Raw genomic sequence first — 22,389 nt, 5'->3', positions numbered from 1 at the left:
AAGATGATGAAAGTCTGTTGCACGAGACGGCGCGACGGCAGCATATCCATTGCTTGGGACCCCACCGATGAACGCACCGCCTGCCGATGAAGCGCGCCGACGGCCGCAATCGATGCCCTATTATCTGACGTTTTGTCCTGCACTGACCGGGATGGTTGGGCTGATCACCGCGATCGGCGGACTGGTGATCGCCCGCGGGGGCGGGGACGACATGAAAGCGCTCAACGCGTGGGGCGCGCCCGGCGTCGTCGGCGTGTTCCTAATATTGTATTTTCAACGGCTGACCTATTCGCGACGATTGAACGCCGGCCAACAGGCGCGGGTGCGTCGGATCCTTCAGGCGATCCTGTTCCTTGAGATCGTGCTGTCGATCGCGGTTGCCTATTTCGTCTTTACCGCCGGTGAACCTGCCGCCGGCATGCGGCCGATCATCATCGGGGCGCTGATCTTCCAGCTTTTCACGATCACATGGTTGGTGCAATATTCCAGGGAGTGATCCCCTCAGCCGTGAGGATGATTGGGGCCGGGCTCATTCCGCGAAGAGATTTCACGCGATGCGCCGATGAGTTTTCAAGAACCGGATGCCGCGCACAGGCCGCCCGTACCTTATTATCTGTCGTTTGCGGCCGCCATGCTGGGGATAGTCGCGATCGCGATTGCGATCGACGGGAGCCGCCGGGCGATGAGCGGTGGAGACCCGCGGGACGCATTTAATGGCGCGGGTGCTCCCGCCATCATCTGCGTGACCCTGATCATGTATTATCAGCGGCTGATGCGCTGGGAAAAGGTATCGGCCGACCGCCAGGCGTTCGTGCGGCGATCGGTTCGGCTGGTGCTGGTGGCGGAAGTGGTCGCGGCGATCCTTGCGACGTGGCTCGTCTTCAGCAGCGGTGCCGCAGCGGCGAGCCTGCACGGGATCGTCGTGATCGGCGATATCCTGCAGATCGGGACGATCCTGTGGGTGGTCCGCTATTGCGACAGCTGAGCGTCAGCCCGTGAACATGAACAGGATAAGCCGGGCCAGGATGGCGAGGCCGAGGAGGATCAAGAGGATATTCTGCTTTTTCATCCACCGCTCCGCCCTGGTGCCACAACGATCCGCGCGGCGCGGGCGCGTGATCACCGGGGGATGGATCGCACTTCCGGCCGGGCGCGGCAAATCGAAATGCGACGGGACGCCGGGACGCGGGACGGCAGCGACGCCCGCTACCGGCGCGGCCGCCGTTTCGCTACAATGACGGGGCAGTCGGGGGGCAGGCACGGATGCGACGGACGGGATGGATGGCGGCGTGGGGCGTGCTCGTGGCCGCCAGCCCCGCCCCAACCCGCCCGGCGGTGGAGGTGCGGACGTCCGACGTCGGCCCATTCTATCGCATCTATGACGCGGCGCATGGCGCGCCGTCGGGCGAAACACTGCAGCGGGACTATATCGACGGGGGATCGGACGGCGTGCGCCAGTTCGTGCCGAACCGGATCCTGTCCGGCGCGGCGCTGGCACAGCGGATCGCGCGCGACCGCCCGGCTTACGATCAGGCGCGTGCCTGCCTGTCCGTGCTGCCGCAAGTGAAGGCGCGGCTGCAGGGCTTTTTCCGCCGGCTGGCGGCGCTGGACCCGCAGGCGACCTTTCCACCCGTCACGATCCTGATCGGCCGCAATACGAGCGGCGGCACGACCGGCAAATCCGGCGTGCTGATCGGGCTGGAGGTGGCGTGCCGATCCAGCTGGATGCAGCCCGATCTGACCGACCGGCTCTATCACCTGATCGCGCACGAATATGGCCATGTGCAGCAGCCGGAGGCACTGGATGGGCCGGGCAACAGCGTCCTGAAACAATCGCTGCTGGAGGGGGTGGCGGAGCTGATCGCGGAGCTTGCCTCCGGCCAAGTCTCCAATGTCCATCTGCAGCGATGGACGCGGGGGCATGCGCAGGAGATCGATTGGCGGTTCATCGTGGATGCCGACAAGACCGATCTGTCGGACTGGCTGTATAACGGGCCGGGCACGCCGGATCATCCGGGCGATCTGGGCTATTGGGTCGGCTACCGCATCGCCAAGGCCTATTACGAGAGAGCGAAGGACAAGCGCGCCGCGTTGCGCACGCTGCTGGAGCTCCGGGATCCGAAGGCGATCCTCGCCCAGAGCGGATGGACGGCGCATCTGCAACAGGCCAAGGTTGCGCCCGGGCGATAAGGGCCGCGAGGACGTATGAACCTGCTGATCGTGATCGGGTATGCGGCGGCGATCGCGGCGGTGACGGCGCTGATTCATCGGCTGCGCCCCGCGTGGGAGACATTGGCGATCAGCGCCCTGGTGACCTTTCCCGTGCCGGCGGCTGTGATGCTGACGGCCGTCTCTCTTGCGGGTTTTGAGATGCGCACACCGGCACCGCCGGGCGAGACGGACGCCAGCGGAATGGTGATCATGGTCTATGTGCTGGGCGGGATGTTCATCGCCGGAGCGGCGCTGCTGGTAGGCGGTGCCGCCAGCCTGCTGACGCTCCGCCAATTGCGGAAGCGGCGCTAAGGCGCGCATTCGCTGCGGTGAGGGATGGGCGCGCAGCCCTGCGCTTACTGTCCGGACGGTCGTTGCTGGCCATAGGCCCACATGCTGCGCAGCTCGACATTGGGGCCGGAAGTCTTGTCGATCGTCGTGGTCACCTGATCGGGCAGCGTCCGCCGGCCGCCGGGCCTGGACCAGTAGATCGTCGTGAAATCGCGCTGCCGGCTGATGATGGATGGCGCGCCGAAGCGCTTGTGCAGTTGCTCGGCATAGGCGCGTGACGCGGCGATGCGGGCCTCGTCCGAGAGATCGAACCGGTGCTGCCTGAACGTGACGACGGCCAGCCGGCGGCCTTCACGCAGATCGAGGAAGTAGGGCGAAATGCGCGTATGCCCGCCCGGCACCTGGTAGCACGCACTGGCATCGCCATGGCTGAGCGGATCGGCGAGCAACGGCGCCTCGGTCGTGCATCTGATCTGACGATAGCCGCGTCGATCGAGCGCCGCCTGGACCTCGGCCGGGCTCATCAAGGGGGCGATGCCCTCGATCGCGGCGCCCCGCCAGTCCGGCCGGGTCTCCGGCGCGGGTTGCGGCGCCTTGCGGCAGCCGGCGATCGCCAACGCCCCAGCGAGCAGCAGAATAGCCTTGCGCATATCGACCTCCCCAGCCGGATCCGGCACGGATCGCACCTCTTGCTGGGGGTCGTTAGCCGATGTAGCGGTGGCCGGCACGCACCGACGCGCTGCAGGCCGAGGCGCCTTTCGCGATCAGCTGACGTTGGAAGATCGGAGGGCGACCTTGGGCCAAGGTGGCGGGACGGCGCATCCTGGCCCGTCAGGCCCCTGCCCGCGACGTGATTCGACGCCACGTCGGAAATGGCGCGGCCGGTGCGATAATGCGCTTTGACCAGCAGGGCGGTTTGTCGCATCGCGGCACCATGATCTCACTGTTCCTCATAGGCTATGCGGCCGCGGTGGCAGGGCTGACCGCGCTCCTGAACCGTTGGCGTCCGACATGGCGGGCATGGTTGATCGTCACCCTCGCGGTCTGCCCGATTCCGATTGCGACCATGGTGCTCGTATCCTTCCTGACAGATCAGGTGAAAACGGGTGCTCCGGGTGAGGTGACCGCCGGCGGGGTGGTGGCTGTCCTCTTTGTGCTGGGCGGCCTGCTGCTCGTCGTGGCGACGCTACTGATTGGCTTGCCGGCAAGCCTGCTGACGCTGTGGCGACTGAGGAGACGGCGCTGACAGAAACCGAGGCGGCTGCCGTCAGGAGCCGCTTCTCTCCAGCATAGGCGCGGACTCGGGCGATGGCCCCACCTGCGCTGGGGTGACGGATCCGGGTAAGGCGCGGCGTGCGGCCTCACCACGCTCACGCGCCGACCGGAGGGGCGGCTGGATCAGTCCCTCTTGCCGCCCTGGCCGACGGCCCCCGCCTCGTCCGGATCGGCCTTTGCGCCGCCGAGCTGGCCCGGACCGTAATAGTCGCGGCCGCTCTGGCCGCCTTCGAAGCCCTTGCTCTCGCCGGCCTCTTCCTTGCCGCTGTGGGGATTGTCGTAACGACCGCCGCCGGATTCGCCGCCGCCGCCGCGCCGGTCGCTGCCGACATCGCTGACGCCGTCGGAGCGGACCTTGGGGCCGCCCTGGCCGTTGGCGGGCATCGCCACTTTTCCGTCGCTCATATCGGGTCCTTATATGTTGGGGGTTGGTCGCTCAGGCCTTGCCGATGTCGCGCCAGCTATGTTCGTGCACGGTGACGTCGAACTTCTTGGCGGCGGCCTTGATCCGCTTCCAGGCGGCGTCGCGCTCCGCATCGCTGACGTCTGTCACCTGATTGAAGCGGGCGATCGCGTTGCGGACGTGGGCGGCATTTTCCAGCGGTTCCTTGCGCTCCTTGGGGAAAGCAAATGTGCCGTCGTCCAGATCGTCGCGCGCCTTCGCGTCCAGCTTGGCCATGACCCACTCCATCCTGATGGGAACGACGCCGCATCCCGTCGTTCGGGTTGATGCAGAGTCAACCGGGGGCGTAAGCCGTTGTTCCGTAACTTTATTCCGATCGCGCAGGATGGACCCGGATCAGGCGCGCGGGGGCTCGGCCGCCTTGAGACTGCGCGCGGCGGCGTCGAACGCCGTCCAGGCGGCGCTGGCGAGGCCGGCACCGACGCTGCAGCGACGGACGCCGAGCGCGGCATAGTCGGCGATGCCGGCATAATCCTGCACGACCACGTTGACCGGCTTGGGCGCGACCGCCGCCACCAGTTCCGCCACCGCGCCGCGATCCAGCAGGAACGGGACGAACAGGCAATCGGCACCCGCCTCCGCATAGGCCACCGCGCGGGCGATGCTGGCCGCGGGCGCCATGTCCGGCACGCGGAAATTCTCGTTACGGCCGATCAGCATCACCGCCGGATCGGCGGCATCGATCGCGGCACGGGCGGCAGCGATGCGCGCCACGGCATGCGGCAGATCGTACATGGTTGCACCGGACCAATCCTCGATCGAAATGGCGGCGACGCCGGTTGCGACCCCGCGCGTGACGTTGGCCGCAACCTGCTCCGGCGCGTCGGCGAAGCCATTTTCGAAATCGGCATTCACGGGCAGATCGGTGGCGGCGACGAGCAGGCGCAGATGATCCAGCACCGCCTCCAGCCCGAGCTCGCCGTCCTGCTTGCCCGCTGCCCAGGCCGCCCCGGCGCTGGTCGACGCAATCGCCCGGAAGCCGAGCGCCGTCAGTCGCGCCGCACTGCCGGCATCCCACGCATTGGGAATGATGAAAAAGCCGTCCTGATGCAGCCGGCGAAAGCCGGCACGCTTGTCCGCAATCGTCGCCATGAGCCCCTCCCTTCGTGTTCGAATGCGCCTATCAGCTGTCCTTGTTGCAGCAGCCTGGCATCCCATACCGCATTCAGCGCGCTGCGGCGACCGCCTCGGCCGAACGCGACGCGCGCGCGACCACCGCGTCGCGCAATGCCCTGACTTCGGCGAGCTTGGCGCGATGGCAGCGGCGGGCGGCGATCTTGCTCCAGGTGTCGATGCTCAGATCGTCACCACAGACTTTGCGGACCGCGCTCAGCAGGCGCCGGTCCAACGCCCTGATGCCGTCCGCACTGTGCATATCGAGATCGCGATAGGACACGCGAACGGGCTCGGACCTAGTCTGGGCCACGGCATCAGCGGACGTCATGGTTGCCAGGAGCAATATGGGAAGGATTTTCAGCATGATGCATGTCCTTGCGGGTCGTGATTGACCCTCCCTGTTTGCAGTCCGGTATCGTCCAATTCCAACAAAGTGATGGACGCGATCCACAAGCCGTCCTTATATTCCTCAAGTGGCGCAAATCCCTCCTCTGGCGGCTGTGCGGGTGTTCGAAGCGGCGTCGCGCCACGGCAATTTCAGCCGTGCGGCCGAAGAGCTGGCGATGACGCAGGCGGCGGTGAGCTATCAGATGAAGATGCTCGAGGAGCGGCTGGGCGCGCCGCTGTTCGTCCGCCAGGGCCGATCGATGGTCCTGACCGAACTGGGCCGCCGGATCGCGCCGCAGGTCAATGAAGCCTTCGCTACGCTGGGCCGCGCCTTCGCCGCGGCGCGGGCCGAAAGCGATACGATCCTGAGCATCACCGCCGCCCGCACGATCGCCACCAACTGGCTGGCGGGCCGGCTGGGCGATTTCCAGATCCGGCGCCCCGAACTTGCGGTACGGCTGGATGTCACCGACACGATCGTCGATCTGGCGGCGAGCGAGTTCGATATCGGCGTTCGTGGCATGGCCGGGCCGATCCCGGGGCTGGTATGTCACTTCCTGATGCGGATGCCGGTGACGCCGCTTGCCACGCCCGCCTTTCTCGAGCGCCATCCGCTCAAGACTCCGGCGGACCTGCTGACCGTGCCGCGGCTCTCCCCCGACGACGATTGGTGGGACTTGTGGTTTTCGTCCCTGGCCGAGCCCGGCAATCCACGTCAGGCGGGCATCCGGTTCGAGTCGCAGATACTCGACGGACATGCCGCCCTGGCCGGCCACGGTGTGGCAGTGCTCAGCCCGCCCATGTTCCAGGCGCAGATCGAGGCGGGGCAGCTGGTGCAGCCCTTTCCGCATGTCGCGACCTATCGCAACGGCTTCTGGCTGGTCTATCCGGAGCATAAGCGCAACCTGCCGAAGGTGCGCCTGTTTCGCGACTGGATGCTGGATGCGGTCAAGCGGGCGGCGGGAGACGATCCTTATGGGATATTGGTGCCGCTAGGGAGTTGAGCGGTGATAGCCCTCCCCCGCCGTCGACGCCGCCTCTGGCGTTGCTCAGGACATGCTTGCGGGAGAGTGTTGGGAGGGGGGTTGCGCGCGATAGCGAGCTTTTCCTGAATTCGCGAAGGCGGGCATCGAGCCCGCCACCGCGACCCCCTCTCCCCGCCCTCCCCCACAAGGGGGGGAGGGAGCTACGCTATTGCGGCGAGGATGTTTGCCCCTTCACGCGGCGGTTCAGGAAATCCTCGATCGTCTTCCAGCGGTGGAACGAGGCGGGGGGTGAAGCCGTGGGTTTGGCCGGGATAGGCCATCATCTCGAACGGGCCGCCTGCTTGCTGGAGCCCGACTTACCCCGCCGGGCTTTTTCGCGCGGGAGGCAACTGCATTAACGTAGCGATAGAAACGCCCGCCTCTTGCGCCGCCTGCCAAATCGGGGCTCCTTTGGCCGTATTCGCGACCGACTCTTTGAGTATCAAGACCGCGCGTCCTCCCGTTGCTGCGGATCTCTCCTCGAGCCTCCAGCCCAAAGCCTGCGCCTTGCCCTCAAGCCGTGAAACTGCGGAGGCTTTGCCATACAGGATAATAGCGTTTTCAGTCGGCTCTTGGACGGGGGCGTAGATCGTCCGGCCCGTTTGCGCCTGGGTCGAGACGGCACTGAGCGCGGTCGCGGCTATCGCAAGATTAATCCGCTTGTGCATTTGCCTATCCTACGCTTGCGCGGCGACCGAGCAAGATACCGATACTGGATATAGTCCCCTCCCCCCACAGGGCGGGAAGGAGTTGGGGCCTACCTCGAAGGAGCGCTCTGCCCCTTCACCCGGCGGTTGAGGAAATCCTCGATCGTTTTCCAGCGGTGGAGCGAGGCGGGGGTGGTGAAGCCGTGGGTTTGGCCGGGATAGGCCATCATTTCGAACGGCTGCCCCGCCTGCTGGAGCGCGGCGTACATGATGGTGCTGTTTTCAAACACGACATTGTCGTCCGCCATGCCGTGGAGCAGCAGCAAGGGATCGCGGATCTTGGCGGCGTCCGCCATCGTGTTCGACGTGTCATAAGGCGGCATGCCCAGATAGCGTTCGGTGTAGAACGTGTCGTACAACTCCCACTTCGTCACGGGTGCGCCGGATATGCCCGCGGCATAAAGGCCGGGGTTCGTCTCCAGCATCTTGAGCGTCATATAGCCGCCATAGGACCAGCCGAACGTCGCGATCCTGTCGGGATCGACGAAGGGCTGCGTCTTGAGCCAGCCGGCGCCTGCCGCCTGATCGGCGACCTCGACCTTGCCCATCGCCTGATAGATCGGGTTTTCGAATGCGGTGCCGCGATTGGCGGAGCCACGATTGTCGATCTGGAAGTAGATCCAGCCCTTGCTGACCCAATATTGCGGCAGCGCATTGCCCATCCAGGCGCGCTTGACCTGTTGGGCGTGCGGGCCGCCATAATGTTCGAAGAAGACCGGGTAGCGCTTGCCGGGCTCCAGCGGCGGGGTGATCATCTCATAGTGCAGGGTCGTGCCGTCGCCGGTCTGGATCGTGCCGAACGTCACCGGACGATGGGCGGCAAGGAACGGCGCATAAGGATGCCTGGCATCGAGCTTATTCTCCTCGATCCAGGCGATGCGCTTGCCCGCGGCGTCGGCAAGATAGACTTGCGGCGGCTGGGTGGGCGATGAGCGGCTGACGAGCAGGCGCGTGCCCGTGCCGTCCATTTCGCCCTCATTCCAATAGCCCCGTTCGGTCAGCCGCTCCGGCGGACCGGGACGCAGATAGTCGATCGCATAGATCTGGCTTTCGAGCTGATCGTCCTTGTTGGCGGTGAAATAGAGGCGATGCCGCGCCTGATCGACGCCGATCAGGCCGGCAGCGTGGGACTGGCTATTGGTCTCCAGCGTCCAATCGCCCTTGGTCAGCGGGGTCCAGGCGTCGCCGACGATGCGATAGAGATGCTTGAAGCCGGAGCGTTCGGACGCCCAGATCAGGCTGCCGTCGCGCAAGGGGCGGAAATCGTCGTTGAGGTTGACCCAGGTCTGCGACGTTTCGCTGAGCACGATGCGGGCGGTGCCGGTGGCGGGATCGACCGCCAGCAGATCGAGCCGCTTCTGATCGCGGCTCATGCGCTGCACATAGAGCGTGCCCCCGTCGGGCGCCCAGGTAACGCGGGTAAGGTAGATGTCGGGGTTGGCACCCAGATCCACCTTCACGCGGCGGCTGCCGTCGGCGGAGAGGATCGACAGGCCGACGGCGACATTCGGCGTGCCGGCGGCAGGATAGCGCTGTTCGAAGGTGCGCGTCCCGTCGGCGCCGATCGCCGCGCGGGTGACGACGTGGACCTGCGCCTCGTCATAACATTCCACCGCGACGCTGCGGTCGCCCGGCGCCCACCAATGGCCGGTGAAGCGATCCATCTCCTCCTGCGCGACGAACTCGGCCGTGCCGCAGGTGACGGTGCCGCCGCCCTCTTTGGTCAGCTGCCGTTCGGCGCCGGTGGCGAGATCGATGGCGAACAGATTCTGATCGCGCACGAAGCTGACGAAATTGCCGCCGCGCGACACATGCGCGTCGATCTCGGTCTGCGGGCTGTTGGTCAGCCGGCGGATCTTGCCATCGAGGCTCGCCAGATAGAGATCGCCGTCGATCGGCGTCAGGATCGACTTGCCGTCGGGCGCCCATTCATAATCGACGATGCCCTTGCTGCCGCCGACGCGGGCGCGCTCGCGGCGCATCTTTTCGGCCTCGGAGATTTCGCCGCCGGACCCGATCCGGGCGGAATCGACCAACATGCGCGCCTTGCCGGTGCGCGTATCGATCCCCCACAGATCGTAACGATCGCGATCGTCGGGGCGATTGCGCAGCAACGTGGCGAGACTGCCGTCGGGTGAGAGCCGGACCTTGCGCGGGCTCGGCCCGTCGAGCGAGGGGCTGGCGAAGATGCGGTCCAGCGTGAGCTGCTGGGCGGCGGCGGGGGTAACGAGAGCGGCGAGCGCGAGTGCGGCGAGGGACGGCTTGAGCATGAGGCAGTTAGGGCAGGATGGGCCCATGAGGGAAGACCCTGACACACGCCCGCTCATGCTGAGTAAGGATCGGGTAGCGGCGCAGGCGCGTATCGAGAGCCCGTATCGAAGGATCCTTGATGTGCGTGCTTCGATACGGGCCCTCGGTACGGCGCTGGCGCGCCTACTCGGTCCCTACTCAGCGTGAGCGGTTGGGGGGGCAGGGAAGACAAAGAAAAAGGGCCGCCCGGTTTCCCGAGCGGCCCTTGTTGCTTCGAGCGCGAAGGGCTTAGCCCTGGCTGGTCTCGGCAGCCGGACGCGGGTCGCGGCGCTCGGCGATACGGGCCGACTTGCCGGTGCGGCCGCGCAGATAATAGAGCTTCGCGCGACGCACGACGCCCTTGCGGACGACTTCGATCGCATCGATGTTGGGCGAATAGAGCGGGAAGACGCGCTCGACGCCCTCGCCGAACGAAATCTTGCGGACGGTGAAGCTGCTGCCCATGCCCTTGTTGGAGCGTGCGATGCACACGCCCTCATAAGCCTGGACGCGGGTGCGCTCGCCTTCGACGACGCGGACACCGACCTTCAAAGTATCGCCCGGACGGAATTCCGGGATAGCACGCTTGGCCGAAAGCTCGGCAATCTGCTCGGCTTCGAGCTGCTGGATGAGGTTCATCTCATTCTTCCTCTTCGTGCCGCGCGCCAGAGGGAGGCTGGACCCGCGCGCCGATATGGCGCTCCCAAAGGTCCGGTCTCCGTGACCGTGTAATGATCTCAGCCTGCGACTTGCGCCACGCCGCGATCTTCGCATGATCCCCCGATCGCAGCACTTCGGGGATCGTGCGCCCTTCCCACATTTGCGGTCGGGTATAATGCGGATATTCGAGGAGGCCGCTTTCGAAGCTTTCCTCATCCCCACTAGAAGGGGCGCCCATTACGCCGGGAAGCAGCCGAACGCAAGCATCCAGCAGCACCAGCGCGCCGACCTCCCCGCCCGACAGCACATAATCGCCGATGGAGACGGGCTCGATATCACGCGCCTCGAACAGGCGTTCGTCAAACCCTTCGAACCGGCCGCACAGGATGGCGACGCCGGGACCGGTGGCGAGCGTACGAACGCGCTCCTGCGTGAGCGGCTTTCCCCGCGGCGTCATCGCCAGCAAGGGCGTGCCCTGCGGGACGGACGCGTCGATCGCGGCGGCCAGCACGTCAGCGCGCAGCACCATGCCCACACCGCCGCCGGCAGGCGTATCGTCGACGGTGCGATGTTTGTCGGTGGCGAAATCGCGGATCTGAACCGCGTCGAGCGCCCATTTGCCCTCGTTCAGCGCGCGCCCCGCAAGGCTGATGCCCAGCGGACCCGGAAACATTTCGGGATAGAGGGTCAGGATCGTGGCACGGAAGCTCATATCCGTTCGGCCGATCGACGCAGCAGCGCGCCCACAGCACGGCCCAACACGGCCCCGATGCCGGCAGGAAGCAGTATCATCGCAGCTGCACGAAGTCCGTTCGCCAGAGGGTAAGCGCCGCCCCACGGAAAGGTCACGCCATAAAGGAGAAGGCTGCCCACCACGAAGGTCCAAAGGAACCTGTACGGCAAACCGTCGCGCAACCGGGTGCACGACACCACCGCAGAAAGGATGAACGCCGTGATAGCACTCAAGGCCATCGCGCTCAGCAGCAAAAGCCCCTCGGCCATTATTCGGCCTGCACCGCGAAGCTCAACGCCTGCAGCTTGACCTCCGGCGTCGGCGCGCGCTGGACGCGGCCCGCGATGGTGCCGTGCGCGCAGGCCCAGCTGAAGCGGCCTTCCATCGCCGACACAGGCTGCACGCTTTCGTCGGCGGCGCAGACACCGACCTTGCTGCGCAGATCAGCCAGCAACGCTTTCCACTGCGCGGCATTGCGATCCAGCGGCATGTTCATCGCAAGGGGGGCCGCGCCGATGTCACCGCTGCGCCAGACGGCACGGGCGGCGGCATAGGCGCTCGCCAGGCCCGGTGACACCGGCAGCGTCCGATCCGGCAACGCACCCGCCTTCTGGAGGGCCAGCAGCGCGCGCAGGGCCGACAGCGAGGGTGCGCCATAGGTGCGGCTGGCGAAGGCGAAGATGCCGACGCCCTTGTCGGGCAGCAGCATGACGACCGAGCCATAGCCGGGATAGCCGCCAGTATGCGTGACGATGCGGCCGAGATCGCAATCGTCGAGCACGCGCCAGGCCATGCCGTAGGCGGTGGCCTGACGGCAGGGCGCGCCGCCGGCGGCCGGGTTGCGCATCGCCGCGGTTGCGAAATTGTCGCCCGTGACGATGTCGCGGATGGTCGCACGGCGAACGGGACCCGCATCGGCGCCATCGCGCGCGGGCCAGCCCGACAGCAGGAAGGCCACCCAGCGCGCATAATCATTGGCGCTGGTTTCCACCCCACCCATGGCGCCGAAGGCCCCATCGATCATGTCCGGTTCGCGCACCCATTGATCGTCCTGCCAGCGATAGCCGATCGCGCGACGCGTCTGCGGCGCCTTGAAAATATCATAGCCGGTCGACGTCATGCCGAGCGGCGCCATCAGCGTCTGCCGGATATAGTCCTGATAGCGGACATGCGCGACGTTGCTGATGATGCGGCCGAGCGTGGCATAGCCGAAATTGGAATATTCCATGCCGAGGCCGGGCGCATTGGCGAAGGGCACGCCCGCGCGCAGCATGGCGGTGAAATCCGCCTCCGGCAGCACCTGCTGGCGGTCCCCCCAGGGATTGTCCTCGACGAAGCCGGCGGAATGGGTGAGCAGATTGCGCACGGTGATGCGCGGGCTGTCGGCGGTCGGCATCTTCCAACCGCGCATTTCCGGGACATAGGCCTCGGCCGGCGTGTCGAGCGCGATCTTGCCCTCATCGCGCAGCTTGAGAATGGCGAGGGCCGTGAACGCCTTGGACATGGAGGCGATGCGGAACAAAGTATCGGCCGTCACCGGGCGCTGGCTGTCGAGATCCTGGACGCCCGCGCCGCGCACATGGACCAGCTTGCCGTCGACGACGATGCCATACACCAGGCCGGGCACATGGGCGTCGCGCTGCCAATTCGCGAAGATCTGATCCGTGGCCGCGAACGATAAGCGGTCCGGCACGGCGGCCGGGCTGCCCGTGGCGCCGAACAAGACAGCGAGAAGCCCCAAGCCGATCCGCAAGCCCATCATCATTTCCCCCATTTCACCCAGCATCAGCCGCAGGCCGCCATCGTCGCTCAGGACATACGGCGCGCGGTGAACTCGGTCAGCAATGCTGCCCCGATGCCCGCCACGAACATCGCCAAGGCGACGACGCTCCAGCGCGCGATGAGGGCGGCGTCACCGGTGGCATATAAAGCGAGCAATATGCCGACCGGCGGTATCAACACCATCACTATCGCCGAGCCGAGCCGCACCTGCGAGGGCAGCTGACGGCGACGCCCGCGCACGATGCCATAGGCGATCAGCACGAGATAGGTCGGTATCAGGGTCGCAAACAAGGTTTCGAGCGTCATGCAAGGGGCTCCATCCGGCCGGTGCGCAGGGCGATTGCCCAATCCGGGCGGCCTTCGCGGTCGGCTTTGGCGGCGGCGGACGCATAATCATAGTCCACGTGGCGGAAGAGGATCCGGCCCGCGTCCACGATCGCATAGCGCGCGCGCGGATCGCCATTTTCGACGGTGTAGGGGCAGGGATGATCGTCGTGAAAGGCCTGCAGACCGACGCTGCCGGGATTGGCGATGCGACGGCCATCCGCCAGCACCCGCTCGCCGGGGATATGCGAATGGCCGCACAGGATCAGTGCCTCGCCCCGATCGCCGGTCCGTTCCGACACCTCGTCGTCGGTCGCGGCGCGCAGACCGGCGGCTTCGACGGTGAACAGATAGTGGGTCAGGTCGCTGCCGGGCGTGCCGTGGCAGAGGAAGATGTCGGGCGCAAAATCGCAGGTCGCCGGCTGGGCCGCGAGCCAGGCAAGCTGGCGGGGGTTCAGCTGCGCGCGCGTGAAGAGGTCGCTCGCGCCCATCCGGTCGCGCGGCAGGGTCAGCAACTGACGCTCATGGTTTCCGGCGATGGTCGGCCAGTCGCGTGCCATCAGAACGTCGGCGGTCTCGGCGGGCCATAGCGGGCCCGAAAGCGTGTCGCCAAGATTGATGAAGACGGTACAGCCCTGCCCCTCCGCGTCCGCGATCACCGCCTCCAGCGCGGACATATTGCCGTGAATGTCGGACAGGATGGCGAGACGGGTCACGGACGCATCCAGTTTTCGATGCGCAGGCCCGGAATATCCGCGAAATCGGCTTCGTTTGCGGTAACGATCGTCAGGTCGAGCGCCAAGGCATGCGCCGCGATCAACCGGTCGAAGCGCGCACGCCGGAACGGGATCCGGGTATAGGCGTCCGCCGCCGCCTGATCGAACGGTAATGGCGCGATCAGCTGGAAAAATCGCTCCACATTCTCGACGGCCCGATGGTCGGCCGCGTCGATGCCGCGCTTCACTTCCGCGAACACGATGGCGGAGGTCACCACTTCGCCCGGTGCGCATTCCTGCAGGCGGTCGCGCGTGAGGTCCGATCGGCCCTCCAGCAAATAAATGCAGATATTGGAATCGAGCAGAAACAGAGCATCAGTCACCTTTGAGAAGCTTTCCTTCCCAATCGAGCTCGCGCGGCTCCATGATGCGATCTTCCGGCGTCAACAGCTTCAGATCGGGAAGCGAGCCATAGATACCGGTCAGATCGATCTTGCGCTTGGGCGCCTCGACCGGCTCGACCGTGAAGCCGGCGCGATCCTCGCGCAAGATCATCATCTCGTCGCCGTCCTTCAGCCCGAGCGCCTTGGGCAGACGCAAAGCAACCGAATTACCCGATTTGAACACCTTGGCGCGAAATTGCTCGACCATGCCAGCCCCCGTATATACGCAATGTATATACTAGGTGATGAACGCCGCGTCCACCACCAAGCGCGCGTCGTTCCAATCGGGAACGGCGTCCTTGTTCATCGGCACCATGAAGCGTTTGAGGTCCGGGCGCTCGACTTCGATCACGTCGCCGGCCCCAAAATCGTCGATCGCGACGACCGTGCCGAGCGGCTCTCCGGTCGTCGAAACGCACGGCAGGCCGAGCAGGTCGGCATGGTAATATTCACCATCCTCCAGCGGCGGCAGGGCCGAGCGCGGGACGGTGAGTGCGGTGCCGCGCAGTCGCTCGGCCGCATTACGATCCGGCACCTCCGCAAAGCGGGCGATGCCGGCGCGCAGGCTCTTCATCGTCAGGCTACCGTCGTTGAACGACCGGTAGCGCGACAGATCATCGGTGAAGAGCTTCAGACGAACCTCGCCCGTCACGCCATGCGCGCCGGTGACGACGGCAAGCGTGACGGGCGTGTCGGGCGTCACGCCTTGGCGTGCTCGGCGCCTTCGGCCGGGGTTGCGTCATCCGCACCCTCGGCCGGATCGCTGTTGGACACGCCTTCGTCCGTGGCCTGATCGGCCGGGGTCGCGGTGTCGGGGGTGGCTTCTTCCAGCTTCTCCGCGATCACATCGACGGTCTCTTCCTGGGTCGCGGCCTCGGCCTCGGCAGCTTCGGCAGCCTTGGACGCACGCTCCTCGGCGCGCTCCTTGGCCTTGTCGCCCGGAACACCCTTGTTCGGGTTGTTGCGTGCGGCACGCTCCTTGACGCCGGCGGCATCGAAGAAACGGGCGACGCGATCGGTCGGCTGCGCGCCGACCGACAGCCAATGCTTGGCGCGCTCGGTGTTCAGGACAACGCGCTTCTCGTCATCCTTGGCGAGCAGCGGGTTGTAGGTGCCGATCTTCTCGATGAAGGCACCGTCGCGCGGGCTGCGCGAATTGGCGACGACGATCCGGTAATAAGGGCGCTTCTTGGCGCCACCGCGCGACAGGCGGATGGAAACGGACATTTCTTCTTCCTTCGTTTTGAGTTGGTATAATCAGCGTTTCTTCAGGAAATTCTGGAAGCCCGGCGGCAGGCCTTGCGGGGCGCCGCCAGGGCCGGGCAGGCCCGGCATGCCGGACAAACCGCCGGGCGGCAGCCCGCCGCCGCCCATCATCGCATCGAGATCACCGGCGCCGCCCTTGCCGAACATGGCGCCGATCTTGGCCAGGCCGCCCATCTTCTTCATCTTTTTCATCATGCCGGCCATCTCCTGATGCATCTTCAGGATCTTGTTGACCTCTTGCACGGTCGTGCCGGAGCCCTTGGCGACACGGATCTTGCGCTTGGCGGCGAGCAGTTCGGGGCGGGCGCGTTCCTTCGGTGTCATCGAGGAGAGGATCGCCTCCATCCGCACCAGCACCTTGTCGTCAGCGGCGCCATTGGCCATCGCCTGCTTGACCTGCTTCACCCCTGGCAGCATCGCCGCAAGGCCGGACAGGCCGCCCATCTTCTTCATCTGCTCCAGCTGAGACCGCAGATCGTTCAGATCGAACTTACCCTGCGCCATGCGCTGGGCCATCTTTTCGGCATCTTCAGCCTTGATCGTCTCCGCGGCGCGTTCGACCAGGCTGACGACGTCGCCCATGCCGAGGATGCGGCCGGCGACACGTTCCGGATGGAAGGCCTCCAGGCCGTCCAGCTTCTCGCCCGTGCCGGCAAATTTGATCGGCCGGCCGGTCACCGCCCGCATCGACAAAGCAGCGCCACCGCGCGCGTCGCCATCCATCCGGGTCAGGACGACGCCGGTCAACGGGACCTGTTCGGAGAAGTTGGTGGCGACGTTCACCGCATCCTGGCCGGTGAGCGCATCGACGACGAGCAGGATCTCGTTCGGCTGGGCGATGTCGGCAACCGCCTTCATCTCGTCCATCAACGCCTGATCGACGTGGAGACGGCCAGCCGTATCCAGAATGACGACGTCGAAGCCCTGCAGCTTGGCCGATTGCAGCGCCCGCTGCGCGATCTGCACGGGGCTTTGCCCGGCGACGATCGGCAGGGTGGCGACATCCGCCTGCGTGCCGAGGACGGCGAGCTGTTCCTGCGCCGCCGGACGATTGACGTCGAGCGACGCCATCATGACCCGCTTGCCGCCCCGCTCCTTCAGGCGCTTGGCGATCTTGGCAGTGGTCGTCGTCTTGCCCGACCCCTGCAGGCCGACCATCATCACCACCGCCGGCGGGGTGACCCCCAGTTCCAGCTCGGACGAATCGGCGCCCAGCATGGCGACGAGCTCGTCATGGACGATCTTGACGACCTGCTGACCCGGCGTGACCGAACGCAGCACGTCCGCACCGACCGCCTTTTCGGTGGCGGAATCGACGAACTGACGGACCACCGGCAGCGCGACGTCGGCCTCCAGCAGCGCGATTCGCACTTCGCGCATCGCACCGCGCACATCGGCTTCGGTCAGCGCGCCACGACCGCGCAAGCGGTCAAAGGCGGCACCAAGCCGGTCGCTCAGACTGTCGAACATACGTTCAAAACCTCATTTATTCCGCCGCAACGCAAAGCGAGCCGGCGGACGAAACCTCGTCGGCCAGCTCAGCGCCCACCATCCCGGTGTTCGCCTTTCTCCACGTTCTGTTGGAACGATTGCGCGTGCCCTTAGTCCAAAGCGGGCCGCAAGACAAGATCGGCGGCGCCGCCCCGCCCTAGCGACAGAGCGTTCCGATCCGCTGCACGATCGCGTCGGATTCCGCATTGCCGAGGGTCCTGCCCGGAAGCGACGGCAGGCCGGGGTCCACCAAACCGATATTGGCCGGGTCCTTCGCCGCCATGGCCAAGGGGACGAAGCGGAAGCCATGATGGCGGTAGAGCGCCAGCAGGCGCGGCATCATATGTGCGTCGAACGCGCCGAGATGCATCAACAGGATGTCGGGTGGCGTGCGGCCGAATTGGGCCTGCTCCGCCGCTTCCGAGAGGCGGATGCTGGTATCGGCGGCTGCCAGATAGCTGTTCTCGAGGTCGGCGATCGCGGCCTTGTCCCCCTTGGCGATGCAGCGGGCATACGGTTCGTTGAAAGCATAATCGGCGAAACTCGCCGTCACGGCGGCGATGCGATAGCCATGGGCTGCGAGATAAGCGCGCGACGTCGCCCGCTTCGCCGGATCACCCGCCGCCTCGTCCAGGAAGGGGAAGCGGTACCAGCGCCAATCCTTGCCGGCCATAAGCGGCTTCACCAGTCCTTCGGTCTTGACGATGTCCCCTTCAAACGTGGCCTCATCGACCTTGCTCAGGCCCTGATGCGCCCAGCCATGATTGCCGAGCGGGAAGCCGGCCTTGCGCCAGAGCGAGAGCACGGCCCGCGAGTCCGGCTCCGCCGCCAGTTGGTAGCCATTGACAAAGCCATATACCGACGGAACCCCGGCCGCCTTCAGCGCGGCGATCACATCCTGCGCGATCTGCAGCCGGGTCGTGCCCGGCGGCAGGGCCGAATGCGACGGCAGATCGTCGAAGGTGATGGCGATATCGCGGGCGGCGGCAGGGCTCGCCAGCAAAGCAGCGGCCAGGAGCGCGCGGCGCTTCACCGCAGCAGCCCCAGCGGAATCGCGTTGGCCATCGCCTTATAGCCCGCGGCCGACGGGTGGAGATGATCGCCGGAATCATAGGCCGGCAAGAGGCGCGCGGGATACGCGGGATCGCGGACGACGGCGTCGAAATCCACCACCGCGTCAAAGGCGCCGCTGGTCCGGATCCAGTGGTTCAGGGCGACACGATCGGCCTCGCTCGCCGCGTCGGGGTGGTAATAATCGGAGCCCGTATAAGGGGTAACGGTGCAGCCGATGACTTTCAGGCCCTGCCCGCGCGCACGGACGATCATCTGACGATAGGCGCCAATCAGATCGGCGACGAGCTGGGCATGCTGCTGCGGCGTCCTCATCTCTTCGCGGCTGAGCTTGCCGAGATCGTTGATCGCCTCCAGCACCAGCAGGACCTTGGCACCCGGGCGGGCAAAGACATCGCGATCCAGCCGGGCAAGCGCGTTCGGGCCAAGTCCGTCGGTGAGCAAATGGTTACCGCCAATGCCGACATTGACGACCGCCAGCTTGCGCGTCGCCGACGATGCCTGAAGCCGGGCGGCGAGAATGTCGGGCCAGCGATCGTCGCCATTGGTGGTCGCGCCATGGCCATCGGTAATCGAATCGCCGAACGCGACGATCGTCGCTGCGCCCGTGCTGGCCGCTACCTCCACGCCTGTCAGCTGATACCAATGATCGACCTTGCCGGCGCCGGGGAGGTCCGGATCGGCACTGTGATCGCCATGGACATAATAAGAGGTGGCGCGTGAACCCGGATGGCCGGTCTGCCCGGCCGGCGCCTGCGGCAGATGGAAAGAGATGGCGAGGCTGGACAAGGACGGGGCGTCCAGCGCGACAGAATCGGACAGATAGTCCGCGCCCGGCGGGATGGAGATAGCGGAGCGGCCGTCGAAGGTCAGCGTGCGATCGGTGCCGGGGACGATCCGCGGCGTCGCCTTGTCGGCGGATCGCGCGACGTGCGCCGCGTCGATGACGAGCGGCTGGGTACCGAAGGCGTTGGAGAAACGGACTCGCAGCCGCGATCCGCCCACCGACAGACGCACGACCTGACGCAGCGTCGCATCCTGCATATCCGCTTGCGGCAGCACATTGCCCGGTTCGGGCGTCTGCTGGGCCGCGCCCCAGCTCGCCACCCACGGTTGGGGGGTGGCGCCGAAGACCGCCGGCGCGAATGCCAGCGCCAGCGCGCCCATCATGATCCGGCCCTTCATGCCCTCTCCTTTCGGGATCCTCGCGTTGCCCGCAGGACCCTTATCCGTAGTGTCGATCGATCACCGCCTGCGCACCTTCGGCTCGCAGCGCCGACAGCGACGCCGTCAGCAGCCTGCGGAAAGCGGCATGCTCCGCCAGCCGTGGCGGGAAAATCGCGTCGATCGAAAGCAGCCCGCCCACCGCATCATCGGCCGGCAGGCTCGCATGCCGCGCGGTCAGCGCGGCCAGCGGATCATCCACCTTGAAGCCATTGCCGGCGTCGTCGCGCGCCTCCTGCCAGCGCATCCACGCGGCCACCGCCAAAGCCAGCGTCTCGACCGGCTGGTCGCGTTCGAGCCGCGCCAGGATCGGGGCCAGCAGCCGCTGCGGCAGCTTCTGCGATCCATCCATGGCGATCTGGCGGGTGCGATGATTGAGCGCCGAATTGGCGAAGCGCCCCATCAGCGCGGTGCGATAGGCGGGCACGTCCAGCCCGGCCGGGGGCGACAAGGTTTCGGCCGATTCATCCCACAGCGCTTCGACGAAAGCGCGCCCAGACGGGATCGCCACGAACTGATGGACGAACTCGATTCCGGCCAGGCCGCCAAGATAAGCGATGCCGGAATGCGCGCCGTTGAGCAGGCGCAGCTTGGCATCCTCCCACGGCGCGACCGAGCCGGTCAGCTGCGCGCCGAACGCGCCGAAATCGGGACGCTCGCCCACGAAGCGATCCTCGATCACCCATTGGCTGAACGGCTCCGTCTTCACCATCGCGTGGTCGGTCAGCCCGATCCGCGCCGCCAGTGCGGCCGTATCCGTCGCTTCGGTGGCAGGAACGATGCGATCGACCATCGTCTCCGGGAATGCGCCGCGCGCGTCGATCCAGTCGCGCAGATGTTCGTCATGATGCGCCGCCAATGCCAACACGGCGGCGCGCAGCCGGCGGCCATTGTGCGGCAGATTGTCGCAGGAGACGGTCGTGAACGGATCGAGCCCGGCGGCACGGCGGCGCGCGAGCGCGGCGACGATCAGGCCCGGCGCAGTCCTGGGCCGATCCAGCGAGGCCAGATCGGCAGCGAGGTCGGCATCTTCGCGGAGCAAGGCGCCGGTCGCCGGATCGAGCTTATAGCCCTTCTCGGTTACGGTCAGGGTGACGAGATGCGTGTCGGCCGCGGCCATGGCCGCCACCAGGGCGGCCGGATCTTCCGGCGCGACCAGCACGCCCTGAAGAGCGCCGATGAGCTGCGTGCGTTCGTCGGCACCCTCGCGCGCGGTCACGGTATAGAGGTTGTCCTGCGGCGCGAGCTGATCGCGTACGCCGGCCGACCGCAGGGACGCACCCAATATGCCCCAGCGCAGGTCGCCACTGTTGAGCGCGGCCTCATAAGTGACCGCCTGATGCGCTTTGTGGAATGCGCCGAGCCCGAGATGGACGACGCCGGTGCGGACGGCGTGGCGATCATAGCCTGGCCGCGCGACCGAAGCGGGCAGCGCGGACGCGGTCGCGTCGCTCAGCCGACTCACAATTTGTACGCCGCTTTGACGAGGTCATAGGCAAGTGCGTGGGCGACTTCGTGCGCCTCGTCTTCTTCCAGCCGATGCTCGGTCACCAGCCGGGCGAGGAAGGCGCAATCCATCCGCCGCGCCACGTCGTGCCGGGCCGGGATGGACAGGAACGCCCGCGTGTCGTCGTTGAAGCCGACCGTATTGTAGAAGCCGCCGGTTTCGGTCGCGCGCTCGCGGAAGCGGCGCATGCCTTCGGGCGAGTCATGGAACCACCAAGGCGGGCCGAGCCGCAGCACGGGATAGTGGCCCGCAAGCGGCGCGAGCTCGCGGCTATAGGTATCCTCGTCGAGCGTGAACAGGATCAGCGTCAGTCTGGGATCATTACCGAACCGATCGAGCAGCGGCTTCAGATTGCGCACATATTCGGTTTGCACCGGAATATCGGCGCCCTTGTCGCGGCCGAAGCGGGCGGCGAGGCCAGGATTATGGCTGCGATAAACGCCGGGATGAAGCTGCATCACCATGCCGTCCTCGATCGACATGCGCGCCATTTCGGTGAGCATCTGGCCGCGGAACAGCTCGGCATCGGCCGGGCTCGCGGTCCCGGCATGGACCTTCGCATATAGCGCTTCGCATTCGGCCAGCGACAGATCCGCCGTGAATGCGGTCGGATGGCCATGATCGGTCGAGGTCGCACCCGCCGCACGGAAATAGGCGCGCCTATTCTCGTGCGCGCGAAGATAGCCCGCCCAGGTCGAGACATCCTCGCCAGCGAGCGTGGCGAAGCGGGCGAGATTTTCGGTAAAGCCGACCGTGTCGGGATCCATGACCGGATCGGGCCGGTAGGCAGTGACGACACGCCCGTTCCAGCCGCTTTCCCGGATCGCACGATGATGATCCAGAGGATCGAGCGGGCTCTCGGTCGTGGCGATCAGCTCGATATTGAACCGCTCGAACAAGGCGCGCGGCCGGAAGGCCGGCGTCTTCAAGGCGGCGTCGATCGTATCGTAATAGAGATCTGCGGTGGCCGGCTCCAGCCGTACGTCGATGCCGAACACGTCCGCGAACACCCAGTCCAGCCAGGCGCGCGAGGGCGTGCCGCGGAAGAGGTAGTAATTTTGCGCGAACAGTTTCCAGATGGCGCGCGGATCGCTCGCCGTTGGGCTGCCGTCGCTCGTCGGGACGCCGAGTTGCTCCAGCCCCACGCCCTGCGAATAGAGCATACGGAAGACGTAATGATCCGGGACGATCAGCAGCTCCGCCGGATTGGCGAACGGCTGATCATAGGCGAACCAGGACGGATCTGTGTGCCCGTGCGGGCTCACGATCGGCAAATCCTTGATCGAAGCATGGAGCGCCCGCGCAATGGCGCGCGTGCGTTCGTCGGCCGGGAAAAGGCGATCCGGGTGAAGCGCGAGCTTCGCCATCATCAGGTTCTCCGTATTGGTTTCATCATCGACGCGCCGCG

The 22,389-nt window shown here is 66.2% G+C and carries 28 protein-coding genes; 6 read left to right on the top strand and 22 right to left on the bottom strand.

Translation table 11 applies throughout. From position 1 onward, the window contains the following. Positions 1–67 precede the first annotated feature (67 nt). The 4 genes from ACSBM8_RS02900 to ACSBM8_RS02885 all read left to right on the top strand — a co-directional run bounded on the left by ACSBM8_RS02900 (position 68) and on the right by ACSBM8_RS02885 (position 2,523). Complete coding sequence (locus ACSBM8_RS02900) at positions 68–496, top strand: hypothetical protein (protein ID WP_442680173.1); 429 nt, start codon at positions 68–70, stop codon at positions 494–496. Positions 497–562: 66 nt separating this feature from the next. Beyond that, positions 563–985 (top strand): hypothetical protein, encoded by a 423-nt coding sequence (locus tag ACSBM8_RS02895; protein WP_442680172.1) that lies wholly within the window; start codon positions 563–565, stop codon positions 983–985. Positions 986–1,281: 296 nt separating this feature from the next. Further along, positions 1,282–2,190: a DUF2268 domain-containing putative Zn-dependent protease gene (locus ACSBM8_RS02890; RefSeq protein ID WP_442680171.1), complete on the top strand. Its 909-nt coding sequence runs from the start codon at positions 1,282–1,284 to the stop codon at positions 2,188–2,190. Between the two features lie 15 nt (positions 2,191–2,205). Then, positions 2,206–2,523 carry a hypothetical protein gene (locus ACSBM8_RS02885; protein WP_442680170.1) on the top strand — a complete coding sequence of 106 codons (318 nt, stop codon included), beginning with the start codon at positions 2,206–2,208 and terminating at the stop codon, positions 2,521–2,523. A 44-nt stretch (positions 2,524–2,567) separates the two neighbouring features. Here ACSBM8_RS02885 and ACSBM8_RS02880 read toward each other — a convergent pair whose 3' ends face one another. After that, positions 2,568–3,152, bottom strand: coding sequence for a hypothetical protein (locus ACSBM8_RS02880; RefSeq protein WP_442680169.1), 585 nt, complete (start codon positions 3,150–3,152; stop codon positions 2,568–2,570). 242 nt (positions 3,153–3,394) lie between these two features. On the opposite strand from ACSBM8_RS02880, the gene ACSBM8_RS02875 reads away from it, so the two are divergent. Continuing rightward, positions 3,395–3,748, top strand: a complete 354-nt coding sequence (locus ACSBM8_RS02875) for a hypothetical protein (RefSeq protein WP_442680168.1) — start codon at positions 3,395–3,397, stop codon at positions 3,746–3,748. A 152-nt stretch (positions 3,749–3,900) separates the two neighbouring features. Here ACSBM8_RS02875 and ACSBM8_RS02870 read toward each other — a convergent pair whose 3' ends face one another. The 4 genes from ACSBM8_RS02870 to ACSBM8_RS02855 form a co-directional block, all read right to left on the bottom strand. Continuing rightward, complete coding sequence (locus ACSBM8_RS02870; RefSeq protein WP_442680167.1) at positions 3,901–4,182, bottom strand: hypothetical protein; 282 nt, start codon at positions 4,180–4,182, stop codon at positions 3,901–3,903. A 31-nt stretch (positions 4,183–4,213) separates the two neighbouring features. Next, positions 4,214–4,456: a DUF6582 domain-containing protein gene (locus ACSBM8_RS02865; protein ID WP_442680166.1), complete on the bottom strand. Its 243-nt coding sequence runs from the start codon at positions 4,454–4,456 to the stop codon at positions 4,214–4,216. A 120-nt stretch (positions 4,457–4,576) separates the two neighbouring features. Then, positions 4,577–5,332, bottom strand: a complete 756-nt coding sequence (locus tag ACSBM8_RS02860) for an isocitrate lyase/PEP mutase family protein (protein ID WP_442680165.1) — start codon at positions 5,330–5,332, stop codon at positions 4,577–4,579. A 73-nt stretch (positions 5,333–5,405) separates the two neighbouring features. Further along, positions 5,406–5,720 (bottom strand): UrcA family protein, encoded by a 315-nt coding sequence (locus ACSBM8_RS02855; protein WP_442680164.1) that lies wholly within the window; start codon positions 5,718–5,720, stop codon positions 5,406–5,408. 109 nt (positions 5,721–5,829) lie between these two features. Here ACSBM8_RS02855 and ACSBM8_RS02850 point away from each other — a divergent pair, with 109 nt between their 5' ends. Further along, positions 5,830–6,747: a LysR substrate-binding domain-containing protein gene (locus tag ACSBM8_RS02850; protein WP_442680163.1), complete on the top strand. Its 918-nt coding sequence runs from the start codon at positions 5,830–5,832 to the stop codon at positions 6,745–6,747. A gap of 338 nt (positions 6,748–7,085) precedes the next feature. Here the strand turns inward: ACSBM8_RS02850 and ACSBM8_RS02845 are convergent, their stop codons facing one another. The 17 genes from ACSBM8_RS02845 to uxaC form a co-directional block, all read right to left on the bottom strand. Beyond that, positions 7,086–7,436 (bottom strand): hypothetical protein, encoded by a 351-nt coding sequence (locus ACSBM8_RS02845; protein WP_442680162.1) that lies wholly within the window; start codon positions 7,434–7,436, stop codon positions 7,086–7,088. Positions 7,437–7,525: 89 nt separating this feature from the next. Continuing rightward, a complete protein-coding gene (locus ACSBM8_RS02840) occupies positions 7,526–9,745 on the bottom strand; it encodes a DPP IV N-terminal domain-containing protein (protein WP_442680161.1) in 2,220 nt (739 codons plus the stop codon). A gap of 268 nt (positions 9,746–10,013) precedes the next feature. Then, positions 10,014–10,403, bottom strand: a complete 390-nt coding sequence (gene rplS / locus ACSBM8_RS02835) for a 50S ribosomal protein L19 (RefSeq protein WP_442680160.1) — start codon at positions 10,401–10,403, stop codon at positions 10,014–10,016. A 1-nt stretch (position 10,404) separates the two neighbouring features. Continuing rightward, a complete protein-coding gene (gene trmD, locus ACSBM8_RS02830) occupies positions 10,405–11,136 on the bottom strand; it encodes a tRNA (guanosine(37)-N1)-methyltransferase TrmD (protein ID WP_442680159.1) in 732 nt (243 codons plus the stop codon). Next, on the bottom strand, positions 11,133–11,426 hold the full coding sequence (locus tag ACSBM8_RS02825) for a hypothetical protein (RefSeq protein ID WP_442680158.1): 294 nt from the start codon (positions 11,424–11,426) through the stop codon (positions 11,133–11,135). The genes trmD and ACSBM8_RS02825 overlap by 4 nt, the downstream gene beginning before the upstream one ends. Beyond that, entirely contained in the window at positions 11,426–12,943 is a 1,518-nt protein-coding gene (locus ACSBM8_RS02820) for a serine hydrolase domain-containing protein (protein ID WP_442680157.1), read from the bottom strand. The genes ACSBM8_RS02825 and ACSBM8_RS02820 overlap by 1 nt, the downstream gene beginning before the upstream one ends. A 23-nt stretch (positions 12,944–12,966) precedes the next feature. After that, complete coding sequence (locus tag ACSBM8_RS02815; protein WP_442680156.1) at positions 12,967–13,245, bottom strand: hypothetical protein; 279 nt, start codon at positions 13,243–13,245, stop codon at positions 12,967–12,969. Next, entirely contained in the window at positions 13,242–13,979 is a 738-nt protein-coding gene (locus ACSBM8_RS02810) for a metallophosphoesterase family protein (protein WP_442680155.1), read from the bottom strand. Before ACSBM8_RS02810 ends, ACSBM8_RS02815 begins: the two co-directional genes overlap by 4 nt. Continuing rightward, positions 13,976–14,362: a type II toxin-antitoxin system VapC family toxin gene (locus ACSBM8_RS02805; protein WP_442680154.1), complete on the bottom strand. Its 387-nt coding sequence runs from the start codon at positions 14,360–14,362 to the stop codon at positions 13,976–13,978. Before ACSBM8_RS02805 ends, ACSBM8_RS02810 begins: the two co-directional genes overlap by 4 nt. Continuing rightward, positions 14,355–14,630 (bottom strand): AbrB/MazE/SpoVT family DNA-binding domain-containing protein, encoded by a 276-nt coding sequence (locus ACSBM8_RS02800; RefSeq protein WP_442680153.1) that lies wholly within the window; start codon positions 14,628–14,630, stop codon positions 14,355–14,357. The genes ACSBM8_RS02805 and ACSBM8_RS02800 overlap by 8 nt, the downstream gene beginning before the upstream one ends. A 30-nt stretch (positions 14,631–14,660) precedes the next feature. After that, on the bottom strand, positions 14,661–15,125 hold the full coding sequence (rimM, locus tag ACSBM8_RS02795) for a ribosome maturation factor RimM (RefSeq protein ID WP_442680152.1): 465 nt from the start codon (positions 15,123–15,125) through the stop codon (positions 14,661–14,663). After that, positions 15,122–15,649: a 30S ribosomal protein S16 gene (rpsP, locus tag ACSBM8_RS02790; RefSeq protein WP_442680151.1), complete on the bottom strand. Its 528-nt coding sequence runs from the start codon at positions 15,647–15,649 to the stop codon at positions 15,122–15,124. Before rpsP ends, rimM begins: the two co-directional genes overlap by 4 nt. A gap of 30 nt (positions 15,650–15,679) precedes the next feature. Next, complete coding sequence (gene ffh / locus ACSBM8_RS02785; protein WP_442680150.1) at positions 15,680–17,158, bottom strand: signal recognition particle protein; 1,479 nt, start codon at positions 17,156–17,158, stop codon at positions 15,680–15,682. Positions 17,159–17,336: 178 nt separating this feature from the next. Then, positions 17,337–18,212, bottom strand: coding sequence for a polysaccharide deacetylase family protein (locus tag ACSBM8_RS02780; protein WP_442680149.1), 876 nt, complete (start codon positions 18,210–18,212; stop codon positions 17,337–17,339). Further along, entirely contained in the window at positions 18,209–19,435 is a 1,227-nt protein-coding gene (locus ACSBM8_RS02775; RefSeq protein ID WP_442680148.1) for an SGNH/GDSL hydrolase family protein, read from the bottom strand. Before ACSBM8_RS02775 ends, ACSBM8_RS02780 begins: the two co-directional genes overlap by 4 nt. Positions 19,436–19,475: 40 nt before the next feature. Then, positions 19,476–20,939 carry a mannitol dehydrogenase family protein gene (locus ACSBM8_RS02770; protein WP_442680147.1) on the bottom strand — a complete coding sequence of 488 codons (1,464 nt, stop codon included), beginning with the start codon at positions 20,937–20,939 and terminating at the stop codon, positions 19,476–19,478. Continuing rightward, a complete protein-coding gene (uxaC, locus tag ACSBM8_RS02765; RefSeq protein WP_442681468.1) occupies positions 20,936–22,348 on the bottom strand; it encodes a glucuronate isomerase in 1,413 nt (470 codons plus the stop codon). The genes ACSBM8_RS02770 and uxaC overlap by 4 nt, the downstream gene beginning before the upstream one ends. Positions 22,349–22,389 lie beyond the last annotated feature (41 nt).

Source organism: Sphingomonas sp. ASY06-1R (assembly GCF_052180265.1).
Taxonomy (GTDB): domain Bacteria; phylum Pseudomonadota; class Alphaproteobacteria; order Sphingomonadales; family Sphingomonadaceae; genus Sphingomonas_I.
The sequence above is the reverse complement of the archived record's forward strand: the minus strand, read 5'-3'. Positions and strand labels throughout refer to the sequence as shown.

Bases quoted from the DNA above. Each gene is read 5' to 3' on its own strand.
- ACSBM8_RS02800 (WP_442680153.1), bottom strand. From the start codon at position 14,630: ATGGTCGAGCAATTTCGCGCCAAGGTGTTCAAATCGGGTAATTCGGTT.
- trmD (WP_442680159.1), bottom strand. From the start codon at position 11,136: ATGAGCTTCCGTGCCACGATCCTGACCCTCTATCCCGAAATGTTTCCG.
- ACSBM8_RS02875 (WP_442680168.1), top strand. From the start codon at position 3,395: ATGCGCTTTGACCAGCAGGGCGGTTTGTCGCATCGCGGCACCATGATC.
- rpsP (WP_442680151.1), bottom strand. From the start codon at position 15,649: ATGTCCGTTTCCATCCGCCTGTCGCGCGGTGGCGCCAAGAAGCGCCCT.
- ACSBM8_RS02820 (WP_442680157.1), bottom strand. From the start codon at position 12,943: ATGCTGGGTGAAATGGGGGAAATGATGATGGGCTTGCGGATCGGCTTG.
- ACSBM8_RS02840 (WP_442680161.1), bottom strand. From the start codon at position 9,745: ATGCTCAAGCCGTCCCTCGCCGCACTCGCGCTCGCCGCTCTCGTTACC.
- uxaC (WP_442681468.1), bottom strand. From the start codon at position 22,348: ATGGCGAAGCTCGCGCTTCACCCGGATCGCCTTTTCCCGGCCGACGAA.
- ACSBM8_RS02865 (WP_442680166.1), bottom strand. From the start codon at position 4,456: ATGGCCAAGCTGGACGCGAAGGCGCGCGACGATCTGGACGACGGCACA.
- ACSBM8_RS02855 (WP_442680164.1), bottom strand. From the start codon at position 5,720: ATGCTGAAAATCCTTCCCATATTGCTCCTGGCAACCATGACGTCCGCT.
- ACSBM8_RS02885 (WP_442680170.1), top strand. From the start codon at position 2,206: ATGAACCTGCTGATCGTGATCGGGTATGCGGCGGCGATCGCGGCGGTG.
- ACSBM8_RS02815 (WP_442680156.1), bottom strand. From the start codon at position 13,245: ATGACGCTCGAAACCTTGTTTGCGACCCTGATACCGACCTATCTCGTG.
- ACSBM8_RS02775 (WP_442680148.1), bottom strand. From the start codon at position 19,435: ATGAAGGGCCGGATCATGATGGGCGCGCTGGCGCTGGCATTCGCGCCG.
- rplS (WP_442680160.1), bottom strand. From the start codon at position 10,403: ATGAACCTCATCCAGCAGCTCGAAGCCGAGCAGATTGCCGAGCTTTCG.
- ACSBM8_RS02895 (WP_442680172.1), top strand. From the start codon at position 563: ATGAGTTTTCAAGAACCGGATGCCGCGCACAGGCCGCCCGTACCTTAT.
- ACSBM8_RS02825 (WP_442680158.1), bottom strand. From the start codon at position 11,426: ATGGCCGAGGGGCTTTTGCTGCTGAGCGCGATGGCCTTGAGTGCTATC.
- ACSBM8_RS02900 (WP_442680173.1), top strand. From the start codon at position 68: ATGAACGCACCGCCTGCCGATGAAGCGCGCCGACGGCCGCAATCGATG.
- ACSBM8_RS02890 (WP_442680171.1), top strand. From the start codon at position 1,282: ATGGCGGCGTGGGGCGTGCTCGTGGCCGCCAGCCCCGCCCCAACCCGC.
- ffh (WP_442680150.1), bottom strand. From the start codon at position 17,158: ATGTTCGACAGTCTGAGCGACCGGCTTGGTGCCGCCTTTGACCGCTTG.
- ACSBM8_RS02845 (WP_442680162.1), bottom strand. From the start codon at position 7,436: ATGCACAAGCGGATTAATCTTGCGATAGCCGCGACCGCGCTCAGTGCC.
- ACSBM8_RS02880 (WP_442680169.1), bottom strand. From the start codon at position 3,152: ATGCGCAAGGCTATTCTGCTGCTCGCTGGGGCGTTGGCGATCGCCGGC.
- ACSBM8_RS02860 (WP_442680165.1), bottom strand. From the start codon at position 5,332: ATGGCGACGATTGCGGACAAGCGTGCCGGCTTTCGCCGGCTGCATCAG.
- ACSBM8_RS02870 (WP_442680167.1), bottom strand. From the start codon at position 4,182: ATGAGCGACGGAAAAGTGGCGATGCCCGCCAACGGCCAGGGCGGCCCC.